Below are 16224 nucleotides of genomic sequence, written 5' to 3'. Positions count from 1 at the left end.
AGCACGTTGAGTTTTGTGCTCCGCTTTCAGCATGGCAGCGCGCCGCACCATCGATCGAGCAGGGGTGAAAAGCAGAGGGCTGCTTCCAGCATCTTGCGTTGCGTCGCACCACTGTGGTCAAGTGCGTACACAAACCCCAAATGAATCTTGCCTTCGTTGCGTAAACTGGCTGCACGCAATGGTGCTGGATGAGACTCAATCAGCGTGACCGCATACCCCCGATGTGCAAGCGACAAGGCCACACAAGTCCCCTGAAGTCCAGCTCCTAGAACAACAATCCCTTGTTTACCCATTTCAATCATCCTCGTGAAGGAAACTGGCGTTTACCCCCCCAGCCGGCAGTTCTCAGTTGGATTCAGCCAGAAATCATTCCAGACTTGAATCACAACCCAGATTGACACAACCTTCACGCGATGTCGGCTTCCGTTTCCATCAGTCCCCGCCTGTAGTCTTTTTCATGCAAGCCAATTATCTCGGATTACCAGAGACCTGACAACCACAAATGCACTGAAGCATCGAATCTCAGCTCCCCACAAAGGGCATAAAAGTGACCTACTGAAACAGAGCAATAAAAACAGGGCCGACAGGACTCAGTGTGTTTCGCCCAACCACAGCAGAGATAGTAATTTACAAGATTCTTAAAATCAATGCGGTGCATAATCCGGTGCAGTTTATTCCAATGGCGTCCTTTTAGCTTGCATTTCAAATCAGCTTTTATTCTTTGGATTCCCAATGCCCGTCAGCAACCCATATCCATTTGCCATCTTTTTTTAACTCCATGCGTTTGTTGAGCAGGCGAACCTCATATTTGCGTTTGGGGCAATACAATTCGACAAATTCTTTATTTCTGGATTTTTCTGAGTATTTCCATACAACCTTACCTGTAGCGTCCTGAACCTCTTCCCAGGAATCTTTACCAGTTTGTCGAACAGTAACCTTGTAAGTGTCATTATGCCAATTTAATAAGACGGTATCAGGTGTCTCTGAATTACTCTGGCCACTTTCTGACTTCTTATCGGTGTTTTTCTTGAGTGAAATTATCCTACGACGTTTCGATTCAGATCGAACCCATTTTCGATCAGGTATGCTAAGCTCACTGAATCGGACTTTTTGTGGTTTATCTTTTCCCCGTTCTTGAATATAAACATCCCCACCTTTGTGCTCAATAAACTTACCTGATAGTACATTTTTTCCAATTCTCCAATTTCGATACAATGCTTCCTCTGCAGCAAGTTTATCTGCTTCTTCTTTGCTCATTGGTTCGAGAACAAGCACTGTTTTTGTGGCACCAATAGCTGTCACGTATGTAGTCGTACCGGTAACACTAAGGGCACTTGAACCTGCTACATCTTTCCAGCCGCCGCCTCTCCAAAACTGACCATCTGTAATTCCTTGGGTTGGACATTTTAACATAACCCATGTCGAATACCGTCCCTTGCCCACTCGTGAATCTTCGATACCAACTAACATATTTTTTTCATCAATGACTTGCATCACTTTAGCATCTATAAAAGTTGGCACTCCCTTCGCACCTACTTTCAAACCAGAAACAGATAATTGACCAGATACTTGTCTTTGAGCATTCATCAATGCCCTATGTTCAGCCAATCTCTGCAAAGCATCAGCACTACCCGCCTGAACACCCCGAATCTGTCCATAACTTGTCCCAGAGGCTAATACCACCAAAACTGCTGCCAACAAAAACTTTTTCATCCTATTCCCTTTCAGGCTTGTGAATATTCCTGTTTACTTAGTTGGTTATGCCTCACGATAATCTGTAGTTTTTTAGCAGTTGCTGAAAAAAAACTTGTATTTTGAACTTCTTCAGTATCACGTTTTTTGCACCAAGTTTGCAGTTGCCATCTTCCCGAATATAAGATGCTATGTCCAATAAATTACGAGTATCACTGCAACTATATAAGTAGTTGTGCAATATGTCAGGGGACTCCCCCTGCCTGTCCCCCTTAAGGAAATCGCACTTATGACGACTTTTAAAGCTGGCACTGCTGCAGGGAGTCTGGCAGAATTTGAACTCGGTCTGCAGTTTCGCAGCTCCAGATCTTTTCCTTTCAGAAGAGACAATCCAATGAAACGATTAACGGCAAAACAACAAACCATATTGAGTTTTATTCGTGTCTATCGCGCCAAAACGGGATTCTCACCCACAGTCCGAGAAATCGCCTCTGCTTTCGGTATCCGTTCCACCAACGGCGTTGCCGACCATCTGAAAGCACTGGAGCAGAAAGGGCATCTGAAGCGACTGGAGACGATGCCAAGAGGTATTGAGGTAATCGAAAATCTGCGAATTCAGCTCTGCGGGGATGTATCGTGAATGAGCCGGTAGAAATAGATCAGGATGATCCAGACGCCAGAGAGCGTCGAGTTAAAAAAGAGGTCAAGCCTTGGCATGAGTTCCTGTTTGAAGACAAACGCCTAAGCTGGGGAATCTTTTTTTTACTACTTAACTTCGTGTTGTTCATATTCTTGGTAATGTGGCAGGGAATATCGTATATCGACAGCACAGAAGAGCGGGCCAGATTCGGTGATATGTTCGGTGCGGTTAACACCCTGTTCTCAGGGCTGGCTTTCGCTGGGATCATTTACACGATCTTGCTATAGAGACATGAATTGTCACTGCAGCGGAAAGAGCTGCAGGATACCAGGGAGGAACTAAAGCTCACGCGTGAAGCACACCAGAAGAACTGCGGTATTATGGATGAGCAGTTACAAATACTGAAAGTCAACTCAAGAATAGAGCAGGCGGAATACCGCAAATCAATGCTACCTCATTTTATTCAGAAAGAGATCACAGAACAAAAGCGAGCTGGAGACACGGTGCTGTGGTATTGGAAATATGAGAATGCAGGGAGGGACATAAAAGACGCTATCTTCATGCGTTATGGCGAGGAGATATTTTTCGAAACCCCTCGGTTTCACAAAATGACAGGAGAGGGTAATCAAGGTATCTTGAGTTTTTGGACTAAGGGAGAATTGAACGGCGAATATCAGTGCACACTGAATTTTAAGTCGATGGATGATCAATGCTGGAATCTAATATTTTATATGAATTTCAGAGGAGGGGAGTTCAAAAGCATCTTTTTTAGGCCAGCCAAAGAAGATTGGAAGCAAGAAGAGATTACAGAAAAACTGCTTTCAGATATGCAGAATCCAAATCATTGATGAATCACCTTTCAGATGACAACACAGCTTAAACAGGTTTTGTAAGACAAATAACACGCGGCTAGGCTGATCCCCGAAAGCCAGCTTCCCTGAACTCAGACCGTACCTTGATCAATGCTTCTTCTCTTTAGATGAGACTCCCTCAGAATATGTGATTGCAAAGCACCGGATCAGAAGCGAGAACCTGAGAACGACGTTTCACAAGATCATTAAGCGGGCTGGTCTCGTTCCATGGCCTAAGCCATTTCAGAACCTACGCTCAAGTAGAGAGACCGAATTGACGGAAAGCCTCCCGATCCAAACAGTGGTCGCCTGGCTGGGAAATTCCCCCAATGTAGCGTTGCAAAGTTATTTGCAGGTAAGGGAATCGGACTTCGAAAAAGCGGTGCAGAATCCGGTGCAGTACAGTGCTGTTTACACTAGATTAGGCTCGCAAACCGAAAAAGCAGAGAATGATGTAAGTCATTGTGAATCAGAGGCTTGCGAGGAGATGCGAGAGAGTGCGAATTGCGTAAATAGGGCCGACAGGACTCGAACCTGTAACCAACAAATTATGAGTTTGCTGCTCTAACCGATTGAGCTACGGCCCCAAGTTGTTTTCTGGTTGATATTTATCACACATCGTCCCAATGCGGATTGAACTGATTTCCCGCCTTGAAATGTTCGTGAGGTGAATGGCTGATAGCTTACTGGAGACCTGTAAGGCTGTCAAAGCATTGAGACTTGAAAGCCAAAAACCTGCTTAACTTTCCGTCAATTTCACGTCTCTGTTGAAGTCTGACACGCGACAGGGTAAACAGGATCGTAGGGCACACCTGTTTTCTTCCGAAAAATGTTCCTCTGTTAACGGAGGCCTGCTTCTCTCATGCATCGCCGCTCTCTTATTCACCTGCTCCTGTTATTTCTCGGCATCCTGCCCGTATGCCTCTCCCCTGTACTTGCAGAATCACATTCTGCAGAAAAATCACCTTCCGCTCCCATTCGTGTGTGTACTGTGATCAGCGGACACATTCACCCGGCCCTCTGCCGCGCCGCCAACGGCGATCTGCTGGCGGTTTATAACGAAAACGGGGGCGGCGGCGAAGAACTACTACTTTCTCGTTCCACCGATGGCGGCTTGCACTGGTCGACGAGCAAACCCATTCCGACGATTAAAGACTGCTCGATTTATCCCGGCTCACTCACCACTCTCAAGAACGGCGAAATTGTTTTGCACTGGTCCTGTTACCGTGTAGAAGGTGATCTCCGTTGGCGCGTGCCGCAGTTTTGCACTTCCAAAGATCATGGCATCACCTGGTCTCCCGTTACTGAAATCCCCCTGGCACACTTAACCAACTATACCTGTCTGCGGCATCCCATTCTCGAACTCGATGCCGACCGCTGGGTCTGCCCCTTTTATGACCGCACGGTGATTTATCATCGCAAAACCAATTCCGTCTTCCCGTTTGGTGACGGCCGAAATCATGGCATGGTGCCGCTCGTGCAGACGGCCAACGGAACGTTCATCAGCGGCGCACCGCAAGCCAGTTCTCCTGTCCCCGTTGGTAAGCCGGAACAGATGGTATACGGCCTGCGTTCCAGCGATCAGGGACAAAGCTGGCAGGCGCTGAATAATCTCCCCTACTTCGGCGTCGCCGGTTATGATTTGACGGTGCTGAAAAACGGAACCCTGGTGCTGACCTCCATTCTGTATGGCGTGGGACGCGATGATGAATGGGCGTTCGAACTGACACTCTCGCATGATGCTGGCAAGACCTGGGACAAAACGAATCCCGTGATCATCTATAACCCGGGGCGTCCGATCAAAGGTCGTGGCTGGCCACGCACGATTCAAATTGACGAGCACACACTGGGTACGCTGTTCTTTGATCTCGATCCCAAACAGGATGGTGGTCCCGGCGTCTTTTTTGTACGCACGCCTCTTGCCGCGTTTCAGAAGTAGAAAAACTAATTGGTACTACGGGCGATTTGACTGGCACGCCATGCTTCCCCATAGAGTGCAAATCCGATCTGAACCTGCTTGGCGGCGTCTTGCAGTAATTTTGTCAGTTCAGGATCGAAGGGAGATTTCCCGTCAGCCCTGAGCAGACTGGCCACCTGCTGCGATACCGCCAGATCATAGTTCGCCAGACTTTTCAGCAGTGCATTGAGATTCCCTTTGTGCTCTTTCACCAGTCGTTCTGCATAGGCATACGCGGGTGTTTTTTTACCATCGCCGTCCGTATCAATCCAGACCGCGCCCGTCGATCCAACCACATGAGATTGAAATTCGGGAGAATCCGGCTGATACGGTTTTGCAAGCGGCCAATAAGCGTCTGATACGCCGGGTCCTGTCGCAATCGCCACCAGATGACAATCGTGAGGAAACTGCTTGAGCTTCCACGTCCCCTGCCATTTCACACCTCCCTGATCTTTCGATTGAATATCTTCTCTACGAATCAATTCCCCGTTCGCATACAGGCTGATCTGATCCGCCGTCACCCACGACGGTCCCGAAACGGTGAGACTGACTTTGAGATCGTCAGAGGCAGGCACCAGTTCCCCCGGCCCATATTTGCCATTGACCTTGATCTGCGTGAACAGGCCGTAAGAAAGTAGCACCTTGCCGTCCACAAAGTTTTGAATGGTCTGACCTACATTAATCTTCGACGGATCTTTGTCTTCTGTTTGAATATATGTCCGCGCCTGCCCCACGATATAGCGGCTCACATCATGCGAATCGCTGCAGCCCACCGGCGTTAAGAACGTTCCCCGGTTCAGCGCGCCAAACCAGTCGTGATACAGCTGCATGAAATCGGTTTGGGTCGCGCCCGAATTGATGATTTCCATCGCGTTTGCCCGCAAGCGCCAACCATCCAGATTTTCGCCGGTTTGACTCAGATGATTCTTGCGGTCAAAGGGGCGATACTTAGAGTGAATGTCACGCGCATGATTCAAAATCGCCACTTTGACGTTCGGTGTCTCGTAGATACTGTCGAAGATTTCATTCCAGGCGGAGAGTTTATAATCGGGAATCGGCCCCTCCGCCTGAACGGGAAACACATTAAAGTGGCCCCACTTTGTGGTGACTTCGTTTCCAATGACGGGTGTAAAGTAACGTCGCACCTTTAATTTTCGAGATAACGGTTCGTAATCGATCTGCTTGTTGTGATCGGTGGCGATGGGAAACTCAATCTGCTCGCCTGCCAGCGTAATCATTCGCTCGGCCATCGAACAGTCGCCGTGCCCCGAGTGCGTCAGCGTGTGAATGTGCGTATCACTGCTGACATACCCCATGGTGTCCACTTCACGGTTGATCTTAAGCTGAACCTTTTTCTTTTCCCCGGCAGCTAACTGAATCGGTCGAAAATCAATACCGTATTCAAAACCCCGCCCGGCCACGATGGTATAGTGCACCGCCGGCATATGGAATTGCGTTTTTCCTTCACTGAGATAGATCACGCCGGTCCGAACTGCCTGCCGTTCGTTTGACTCAGCCGTCGTTGCCACTAGAGTCTTGTCAGTATTCACAATGGTAACGCGACAGGGAAGCGGCTTGTCGGATTTCCCGTCCACGACTTCAATCGATAGTTGCGCCTCCGATAAAACGTCCCTCTTGGGTTCATCAAAGTAGACGATTTCTCCGACACGAATATCATCGGCAATCTGCTTCCCCGCCTGATAGATGCGTAATTGATTTTTCCCTGCTTTCACTGTTTTGGGAGGAACCTTCAGCAGCAGTTGCTGATCGTTGGCATCCGGAACCAGTTTCCCGAGCACGGTGCCGTTCAGTTCGACATTCCAGGTCTGTTTTACATCCTGCTGTCGTAATAATAGCGTGCCTTCCCTTTGGTTCACTTTCGCCTCAAACGGAATTGACAACTCTTTCTTCTGGCCCGTTTCCGGAAACGTAGCCCACTCACGATCGCCCGAATTGCGCAGGTGAGTCAATTTTGAAGTGACAATCACAGACTCTTCTGCAATCACAGCTCCGGCTATTGCCAAAGACATCAACGCCGAAAGAAATAATCTAAGCTTCATAGTACAGAGCGACTTTCAAAAAATCGGTTTGAATGCAATTACAGAACCCCCAACCACTAATGAGCTGCAGTTGTTTTCTGGGTACTCTGCAGCAGATACGCCAGCAGATCATGCAATTGCTGCGGCGAGAGAATTTCCAGCAGATTGGCCGGCATTAATGAAAGCGGCGACTGTTTTTGTTCATCGATCTCCTCTTTGGAAATTGTAAACTCTTTCCCTTTATTGTCGACGAACACCAGCACGGCCCCCTCTTCACGGCGTTTCAGGCCTGAAAAGAGACGCCCTTCATCTGTCAAAATCGTCGTCGTGCGGAAATTGATATCCACCGACCGGTTCGGATCGAGTACATCTTCCAGCAATCGTTCCAGACCCCGATTGCCTATCCCGTCTAACTGCGGACCGACCAAAGCCCCCTTGCCCGCCAGTTGATGACAGACGGCACAATTTTTTTCAAATACCGTCTTTCCATTTTCGAGCGAGATCTTAAAAGACTTATGTGATTTCAAATGCGTGGCAATATTCTCCTGTGTCTTTTTCTCACGGGGCGGCAACGCGCTGATTAATTTCTGCAAACGTTTTTTCAAATTCGGATCGGTCGCCTGCTGTAGCTGATTCTGAATCGCCGGCTCAGTCAGCAGTTGAGGAGAGACTATACCCTGCTCTGCATACGCCACCAGTTGTGCGGCTCCCTGCGGTTGCCTGGTGAGCGTCTCCGCCAGTTGAGTCTGCAGGCGAGATGGATAGGTTTTAAAGGCCTGTTTCAATAGTGCTTCAACCTGATCGGTGTTCTGCTTGATCACCGCATCAATCACTGCCGCCTGAAACTGCCCGCTGGCAGCATCCTGGCTGGTTGGCAATGGAAACAGCGGCAGAAATGCATCCGTCCCATCCAGCATCATCAAAGCCAGTGCCAGATGATTGCGGGCCCTCGGATCAAGTCGTTCCGCAGACAATAACACCGCCAGTGGCTCCCGGGCTGCACCAATGCGAAAATCGCGTGCCAACTCAGCAGCAGCTGAAATGCGTTGGGCCTGCTGCTGCAAACCGATGCGGGGCACTTCCACGACAGCCGGTTGAAAACGTCCAACAGCCATCCAGGCATATGCTCTGCCGGTATCACTGTCGACAATCTCCAGATAACCTTGCTCTCCAACAACATTCTTTAGGTCCCAGCTGATTTTCTGGGCCAGGTCGTTGCGTGGCGCGGTGACCTGTTTGATGACACTCTGATCCTTCGATCGCTTCAACTGCACATAATTCCGACGATTGTTTGGCTGCTTGGGAAAACCGACATGTCCTGCGATAAAAAATTCCAGTTGGGCCGGAATCGTAAACGTCTGCGACACCAGACGCCCGGTCGACCGTTCTCCCGCGGGTAGACTACAGAAAAAAGGAGACGCCTTGTTCCCATCCGCTGACGCGCGCTGCTGCACTACCCAAGGATTGATTTTGGCATCCTCATTCAATGAAAAGTTCATCCACTGCAGAGGCTGTTTCTCAATCGCTTTGAATAATTCTCCCGTCAATACGACCGCCCAGTCAGACAGAGAATTATCGATGGAAAGTCCCTTCTGTCGATAACCCTGCAGAACAGCTTTCATGATTTCGACCTGCAGATCGATGTTGTTCGCCAACTTGGTCCGCGCCAGTTGAATTAACTCAGGCAGCTTTTCCGCCGGTAAGTATCGTACGATGTGCCGGAAGTAACCGGGCAATTGCCCCTGATCGATCTGCTCATTTTTCAGATAGCGAATCAAATATAAGGCTGCCTGTTCTGTCGGGACTGCCAGAGAAAGCTGCGCCAGTTCGCGTCGTTGTGGTGAATTTAAACTGTCCCAGACCAACTGTTTAAATACCTGCGAATCACGAATCTGCAGCATCAAGGCCCGCCGCACAACATACACCAGATGATGATCTTTCGCAGGCACACTCTCTCGTAATGCAAACAGAGGCTGAATATTTTCCAGCTGTGGATGCAGGCCCAGCGCTTCGGCGGCCGCCCGTTGTACGAAGGCATTTTCATCTTCCAATGCGCGTACCATCTGCAAACGTTTCTGCTTGTTCCAAGAAGCCTGTTCGGCCAGAATTTTTGCCGCATGAATCCGCACCAGTTCGGAGGGACTTGAAACAGCTTGCAAAATCAAATCATCCGTCAATGCGCCCAACCGGAACAAGACCCACAACGCATGCACGACAACCGTGGGCTGTTTTGATTCGACCACCGCGTGCTGCAGCAGAGCAATCGCTGATTCACCCTTTTGATCCGAGAGATAATCGGTCACCAGCATCCGCGTCGTCAAATTCGGAGACCCCAGTAACTCAATTAATTGAGGTATCTTCAGTTTCGAATAATCGACGGGGGCATGCGATTGGTCTTTCCGCACAATCCGCCAGATGCGGCCGCTATGACGGTCACGCCCTGGATGATCCAGAGGAACTTCATAGTGGCCGATAATTTTGTTGTAGAAGTCGGCGACATACAGCGCGCCGTCCGGCCCTAGCCGCACATCGACGGGCCGAAACCAGGGATCGGTGGTTAAAAGAAAATCGGGTTCTTCTTTGGCAACAATCGTCGAGCCATGATACACGGGCGAATTTCGATTGATGCGACAGGTCATCACGTTGCCACTGAAAAAATTGCCTTGATATTCCTCAGGAAACTGATCGCCGGATACAATTTCGACGCCGGCAATCGCCGTTGAACCATGCAGATGATCCATCATCGGTTTGACAAAGCCCAGCCCATCATCAGGCTTGCCGAAACTCGGATAGTAACCGCCGCGCAAGATCTGATAAATGGGTTTCGAGTGACAGTCCGCGGTGAATAAATTCCCTTTTTCATCGAAGGTCGATCCGAAGGGGTTGACCTGACCGTGTGTGAAATGTTCAATCCGCGAGCCATCGAGGCGCATCCGATAGGTGTTTCCCGAATGCATTTCGATTTTGTGACCATCGCTGCCACTCACACTGGTCTGATTATTAAATCCATGATTCCCATACAGCCAGCCGTCGAAACCGCGACGAAACGAATTGTTCATGCCGTGCGTATCACGCTCGAAGCCCATCGGGCCAAACAATTTGGTGACCTTATCTGCTTTGTCGTCGCCGTCGGTATCTTCGTAATACGAGATATCAGGAATACTGAAAACAATTACGCCGTTTTTATAGGGATAGAGGCCGATGGGAATATTCAGGCCTTCCGCAAACGTGGTGATTTTATCGGCCCGTCCATCGCCATTGGTATCTTCGAGAATCTTGATCGTATCCTTCCCCTTTGTCCCCGGCTTGACGGGATAAGGGTATTCGCTGGAATCGGTAATCCAGAGGCGACCTTTGATGTCAAAGGCCATGTTCAACGGTTTTTGAATCTCAGGCTCAGCTGCCACCAGTTGAATCTCAAACCCGGCAGGCAATGTGAATGCTTTTAAAGCATCCGCTGGTGAAAGTGGTTCGGTGGGACGAATGAATTCCCGAAATGGATCTTTTTTTTGAGCATAAAGCGAGCCATTTGTAAACAGACAACAGCCCATCGCCAGGAACAACAGGTAGAGCGCACCGGATGTTGGTTTCATGGTTGTATCACCTAAGGATAAGAAATGGAAAAAACCCGCCTGCTGTATTCATTTTTCATGAATCTGCAGACGGGTTCAATCGTAAAGGATCAACCGGGAGGAATCAATCAGAACCTATTCAAGTTCTTTGATATAAATATTTCGGAACTGCATCAAACTGCTGGCCGGGCTGAACGTTCCGTCCTTCATTTTACCGCCATGATGCTGAAACGCGATCGGTCCCTTCTCAGGCACGTCAGGCAGTTGTGCGTTTTCAAGTACCATCTTGTTGTTCAGAATGACCGTCAAACGATCTTTCACCATGATGATGATAAACTTGTTCCACTCACCCACCGGTTTGTCGGCATTCACTTTCGGCGTCACACCGGCACGGACTTCAGGCGAGACACTTTGATTGCGACGGTACGAGTAAACTTCGCCGGAACCAAGGGGCCAGCACCAGATATTGACCTGTGCTTTGGGGGTACCTCTCAGATAAATTCCGGAATCGGCGTTCGGTAGTTCAACCGTAATCACATTGCCCTTCGCATCTTTGAGCTCTGAACCATCGGCCAGTACGATCGGTACTTTGTACAAACCGGTGGTCTCTTTGATTCGCCACTCCATGCTTAAGATGAAATCGCCGTACTCTTTTGCAGTCCAGAGGTTTTTATCCCCCTTGGCTTCGCTCTGTGCGTCGTAGTCGATGACTCCATCGACGACTTTCCAGTGCCCGTTGTCTCCTTCGGGAACAACCCAGCCGGTAAAATCTTTACCGTTAAACAGGGATGTATAACCTGGATGCAGAATGTCCTCTGGTGATTTTTTGACAATCGCCCCATCAGTAATCGCACCAGCGCGCTTCAATTGTTTCTTTTGTCCAAAGACATCGGCCTGATTCCATACCGGTAATACAGCGAGTACGCACAAACTCAATAATAATTTCTTAGCCCCCATTTTCATGGCTACCCTTTTCTCAAAAACTGTTTCTTAAATCAGCATGCACACGGTGCAGACTGTGAATTTCATTGCATTTTATCCTACCGCATCAGGAATCGCCTTCCCACCCAGATACGCAACTTTGTTTATAGAATTCAGTGTATCTTTGTAGCATCAAACGAATTAGTGACGAATGAAATTGATTTCCACCCCCTCGCCGATTAACTTAAGAGGATGACCGGGAATCCATTCATTCCACTCGTCTCACTTGACTTCGAAAGATTTCATTCATGCGCGCTCTTTCTTCCCAGCCGGTTCGAAAACTCTCTCTCCTGATCTGCTGCGGCTTGATCATTGCGATTCAATCCACGTCCGGAATTCTGTTTTCAGAAGAAACCAAAATCACACCGCAGGAACAATTCTTCCTCCAGAAGATTCGACCGCTGCTCGAACAAAAATGTCTCGGCTGTCACGGTAAAACACCAGACGACATCAAAGGCGAATACATCATGCTGAACCGTGAAGCCCTGATCAAAGGGGGCGAATCGGGAGAAGCTGCTATCATCGTGGGGAAACCAGAACAGAGCCCGTTCTGGAATGCCGTCACCTGGAAAGACGAAAACATTCAGATGCCACCCCAGGAACGCAACCGGCTGAACGACGCCGAGATCGCCAACCTGAAACAGTGGATTGCCGACGGTGCCGTCTGGTCGGATCGGAAACAGATTCCTCAAGATTCCCCAGCCGCTTCTAACACCGAAATCGTGATGTCCACTTCAGGCGGCCAGAGCCCGACTTGGACGGGTCGCACCTATCAGCCCGAAGACATCTGGGCCTATCAACCCATCCAGCGCCCGGCGGTTCCCTGGAACGCCCTCGCGGTCAGACAACCCGACAAGCGGCACCCGATCGATGCCTTCATTCAACAGAAGCTCCAGCAGAAACAACTCGTCTCGTCCCAACCCACTGACCGGAAGACACTGCTGCGTCGTGCGACCTACGATCTAACCGGACTTCCGCCAACGGCTAAGCAGGTCAAAGAATTTACATCCTCGGACGAGAATACGGCCTGGTCGTCATTCATCAAACGCCTGCTGCAAACGCCGCAATACGGTGAGCAGATGGCGCAAATGTGGATCGACGTCGTACGCTACGCTGACACCAGCGGTTTCGCGAACGATTACGAACGCCCCAATGCCTGGCGTTACCGCGATTACCTTGTCCGCAGTTTCAACGCCGACAAGCCGTACGACCGCTTCATCATCGAACAACTGGCGGGCGATGAACTCGCCCCGGAAGATCCGGAGATGCTTTTCGCGACCGGTTTTCTGCGTAGCGGCCCCTGGGAACATACGGGAATGAGCGTCGCCGCTGTTACCCGTCAACTCTTTCTGGATGACATCACCCAGAGTGTCGGCGTCAGCTTCCTGGCACACAGTTTCCGTTGTGCGAAATGCCACGATCACAAATTCGATCCCGTCCCCACCCGCGATTACTACCGCATTCAAGCCGTCTTCGCTCCGGTGCAATTCGCCGACCGCAAAGTCCCTTATCAGTCGTATGAAAATATTTCCGGCTTCGCGGAAATGAAGATCCGTACCGAAAAATTAATCGCGGAAACCCGGGCCGAGCAAGAGAAATTCAAACAGAAAACCAACGCCGCCATCGCCGCCTGGCTGAAAAAAGAAGGGTATAAAAACCTGAAACAGGTGGCTGCCGACAAACGGCCGCCACTCCGCTGGTTTGGCTTAACCGAACTGGAAAAAAGCAAACTCAAAATCAATAACAAACGCATCGACTATTTCGAGCGGGAACTCAAACGCTACGAGCCCTACGCCTTCAGTGTGTACAACGGCCCGCCTAATAATTATCGCTCGACAAAAGCCGTTAATCTCATGCCCGGCCCAAAGAAGCAGCAAGGCGAACTCCAGCAAACCTTCATCCTGGCCGGCGGTGCGATTACCGCGCCCACAGAAAAGGTCACGCCGGGCGTGCTGAGTGCCGTCGCCGGTTCAAATAACGTCAAAGAACCTAATGCCTGGAATACAATTCCCAACTCCCAGGAAGGCCGCCGTCTGGCCCTGGCCCGCTGGATCGCCAGTTCGAATAACACGCTGACCGCACGCGTGATCGTGAATCGCATCTGGCAGATGCATTTCGGCACCGGGCTGGTCGCCACGCCGAATAACTTCGGTCAAAAAGGGGCTCAGCCATCGCACCCTGAACTCTTGGACTGGCTGGCGACCTGGTTTATGGATCATGGCTGGTCAATCAAAAAGCTGCACCATCTGATCATGACGTCCAATACCTATCAGCAAAGCAGTCATCCCGTCGACCCGGAACTAGTTCAGGCAAAAGATCCCGGCAATCAATGTCTGTCGCACTTCCCGACCCGCCGCATGACCGCCGAGCAACTTCGCGATTCATTGTTGTTTATCACAAACGAACTCAATCCGGAAATGGGAGGCCCCGGCGTCTTTCCTGAAATCAACTGGGAAGTCGCTTTGCAACCCCGGCATATCATGGGATCGGTCGCCCCCGCTTATCAACCCATGCCGCGTCCCGAACAACGCAATCGGCGAACTCTGTACGCATTCCGTTACCGCACGCTCTCCGACCCGATGCTCGAAGTATTCAATCGACCGGGAAGCGAGTCATCCTGCGAACGCCGCGATGAAACCACGGTCACTCCACAAGCGTTTGCTCTGTTCAACGGACAATTCACGCACGACCGCGCGATTGCTCTGGCACACAAAATCAAACAGGATACAAAATCTACGCCGGAAGCCATCCAGCAAATTTTCCAGTCGGTGGTCCTTCGTGCCCCGGAACCAGCTGAGTTAACCGTCACACTCAAACACGTCACTGACATGCAAAAATATCACCAGGCGCATCCGCCACAAAAAGTCCCACTTCCCCGTGAAGTGAAACGGGAAATGATCGAAGAATTAACGGGCGAATCATTTGCCTGGACCGAAAAACTGGATCTGACAGACAACTACGTTCAGGATTTAAAGCCCTGGGACGTCGATGCCGAAACCCGCGCCCTCGCGGAACTCTGTCTTGTTCTGATGAATTCCAACGAATTTATTTATTTGCGATAAGAATCCTATGCACCGATTACAACGACGCGATTTTCTGTACGGCATGAGTGCCAGCCTCGGCACCGTAGCGCTGAACGCCCTGCTCCAGGCGGAAGAAAAAACGGCACCGAAATCACCGAACCCGGTTTTCGAAAAACCACTGGCGTCGCGCGATCCGCATTTCAAGCCCCGCGCTAAAGCCTGCATCTTTCTGTTCATGGAAGGGGGACCGAGCCATATCGATACGTTCGACCCCAAGCCGGCTCTGGAAAAACTGCACCTCAAAGAGTTCGTCCGCGAAGACAAACAGGTCTCCGCGATGGCCAGCGGCAAACGGTATTACATCAAAAGCCCGTTCAAACATCGACAAGCGGGCGAATCGGGAATTTCACTCTGCGAACACTTTTCGCACCTCTCGGAAGTCGCCGATGATCTCTGCGTGTATCACGGCCTGCAGGCGGAATCGATCAACCACCCCACCGCCTGCTACCACATGAATACCGGCAATCGCTTTGGCGGCGATCCGGCAATCGGCTCCTGGATGACCTACGGCCTAGGCACCGAAAATCAGAATCTGCCCGCGTTCATCGTGCTGCCCGAAGTCGCTTACCCTCAGGGAGGTTCTGCCAATTGGTCGAACGGCTTCCTGCCCGCATACTTTCAGGGAACCGCACTGCGTTCCAAGGGATCACCAATTCTCGATCTGAATCCCCCCGCACACGTCACCCGTGAGACGCAACGCAAAAACCTGGATCTGTTAGCCAAACTGAATCAGGCCGACATGCATCGTCATCCGCATGAAGATGTGCTTGCTGCTCGTATGGAATCGTACGAACTGGCCTTTCGCATGCAGGCACAGGTCCCCGATATCATCAACCTGGACAAAGAGACGCAGCAGACTCAGGAGATGTACGGCCTCGGACAATCTGAGACCGACAGTTTCGGCAGACGTTGTCTATTAGCAAGAAAACTGGTCGAGGAAGGCGTTCGCTTCGTGCAGATCTATGCCGCCGGCTGGGATTCACACGACTTTCTGGATCGCTCTCATAAAGCCCGCATGAAGGCCGTTGATCAACCAATCGCCGCCCTTCTGAAAGATTTGAAAGAGAGAGGCCTGCTCGATGAAACGCTGGTTGTCTGGACGGGGGAATTTGGTCGTTCCCCCGATAACGGCATCCGTAGCGGCAGACAGGCCGCCGGCCGCGATCATAATGCGAAAGGCATGGCACTCTGGATGGCGGGAGGCGGCGTCAAAGCCGGACATCGCATCGGCGCCACAGATGAAATCGGTGATCACGCGGTCGAAGTCGTCAACCCGATTAGAAATCTGCACGTCACCCTGGAACACATCATGGGCCTGGATGACAACCAGCTCACCTATTTTCATGAAGGCCGCTTCAAAGTCCTCAGTCAAACCGGTGGTGCTGTGATCAAGGAACTACTGGGTTAGC

The 16224-nt window shown here is 50.4% G+C and carries 11 protein-coding genes and 1 tRNA gene; 6 read left to right on the top strand and 6 right to left on the bottom strand.

Annotated features, from left to right (window positions below; all coding sequences use genetic code 11):
* Positions 1 to 26 precede the first annotated feature (26 nt).
* Together Enr17x_RS06970 and Enr17x_RS06965 are read right to left on the bottom strand one after the other, a co-directional pair.
* Entirely contained in the window at positions 27 to 293 is a 267-nt protein-coding gene (locus Enr17x_RS06970; RefSeq protein ID WP_261343439.1) for an FAD-dependent oxidoreductase, read from the bottom strand.
* 421 nt (positions 294 to 714) lie between these two features.
* Positions 715 to 1713 (bottom strand): hypothetical protein, encoded by a 999-nt coding sequence (locus Enr17x_RS06965; protein ID WP_145307196.1) that lies wholly within the window; start codon positions 1711 to 1713, stop codon positions 715 to 717.
* Positions 1714 to 1981: 268 nt separating this feature from the next.
* Between Enr17x_RS06965 and Enr17x_RS06960 the strand changes: the two genes are divergently transcribed.
* The 3 genes from Enr17x_RS06960 to Enr17x_RS06950 are packed head-to-tail and all read left to right on the top strand — an operon-like array spanning position 1982 to position 3180.
* Complete coding sequence (locus Enr17x_RS06960) at positions 1982 to 2332, top strand: LexA family protein (protein WP_232100981.1); 351 nt, start codon at positions 1982 to 1984, stop codon at positions 2330 to 2332.
* On the top strand, positions 2329 to 2619 hold the full coding sequence (locus tag Enr17x_RS06955; protein WP_145307193.1) for a hypothetical protein: 291 nt from the start codon (positions 2329 to 2331) through the stop codon (positions 2617 to 2619). The genes Enr17x_RS06960 and Enr17x_RS06955 overlap by 4 nt, the downstream gene beginning before the upstream one ends.
* A 9-nt stretch (positions 2620 to 2628) precedes the next feature.
* A complete protein-coding gene (locus Enr17x_RS06950) occupies positions 2629 to 3180 on the top strand; it encodes a hypothetical protein (RefSeq protein ID WP_145307190.1) in 552 nt (183 codons plus the stop codon).
* A 516-nt stretch (positions 3181 to 3696) separates the two neighbouring features.
* On the opposite strand, the gene Enr17x_RS06945 is transcribed toward Enr17x_RS06950, so the two are convergent.
* A tRNA-Ile gene (locus Enr17x_RS06945) sits at positions 3697 to 3770 on the bottom strand.
* 275 nt (positions 3771 to 4045) lie between these two features.
* Between Enr17x_RS06945 and Enr17x_RS06940 the strand changes: the two genes are divergently transcribed.
* Positions 4046 to 5122 (top strand): sialidase family protein, encoded by a 1077-nt coding sequence (locus tag Enr17x_RS06940; RefSeq protein ID WP_198000998.1) that lies wholly within the window; start codon positions 4046 to 4048, stop codon positions 5120 to 5122.
* Between the two features lie 5 nt (positions 5123 to 5127).
* On the opposite strand, the gene Enr17x_RS06935 is transcribed toward Enr17x_RS06940, so the two are convergent.
* From Enr17x_RS06935 to Enr17x_RS06925, 3 genes are all read right to left on the bottom strand, one after another.
* Positions 5128 to 7200 carry a CehA/McbA family metallohydrolase gene (locus Enr17x_RS06935; RefSeq protein ID WP_145307187.1) on the bottom strand — a complete coding sequence of 691 codons (2073 nt, stop codon included), beginning with the start codon at positions 7198 to 7200 and terminating at the stop codon, positions 5128 to 5130.
* Between the two features lie 56 nt (positions 7201 to 7256).
* Entirely contained in the window at positions 7257 to 10772 is a 3516-nt protein-coding gene (locus Enr17x_RS06930; protein ID WP_145307185.1) for a PVC-type heme-binding CxxCH protein, read from the bottom strand.
* Between the two features lie 114 nt (positions 10773 to 10886).
* Positions 10887 to 11708: a 3-keto-disaccharide hydrolase gene (locus Enr17x_RS06925; protein WP_232100980.1), complete on the bottom strand. Its 822-nt coding sequence runs from the start codon at positions 11706 to 11708 to the stop codon at positions 10887 to 10889.
* Positions 11709 to 11980: 272 nt separating this feature from the next.
* On the opposite strand from Enr17x_RS06925, the gene Enr17x_RS06920 reads away from it, so the two are divergent.
* Both Enr17x_RS06920 and Enr17x_RS06915 read left to right on the top strand, forming a co-directional pair.
* On the top strand, positions 11981 to 14794 hold the full coding sequence (locus Enr17x_RS06920; RefSeq protein WP_145307179.1) for a PSD1 and planctomycete cytochrome C domain-containing protein: 2814 nt from the start codon (positions 11981 to 11983) through the stop codon (positions 14792 to 14794).
* Between the two features lie 7 nt (positions 14795 to 14801).
* Positions 14802 to 16223 carry a DUF1501 domain-containing protein gene (locus Enr17x_RS06915; RefSeq protein WP_145307177.1) on the top strand — a complete coding sequence of 474 codons (1422 nt, stop codon included), beginning with the start codon at positions 14802 to 14804 and terminating at the stop codon, positions 16221 to 16223.
* Position 16224 lies beyond the last annotated feature (1 nt).

The sequence above is a fragment of the Gimesia fumaroli genome, assembly GCF_007754425.1.
GTDB classification, from domain to species: Bacteria; Planctomycetota; Planctomycetia; order Planctomycetales; family Planctomycetaceae; genus Gimesia; species Gimesia fumaroli.
This window is presented reverse-complemented; position numbering and strand designations above follow the sequence as displayed.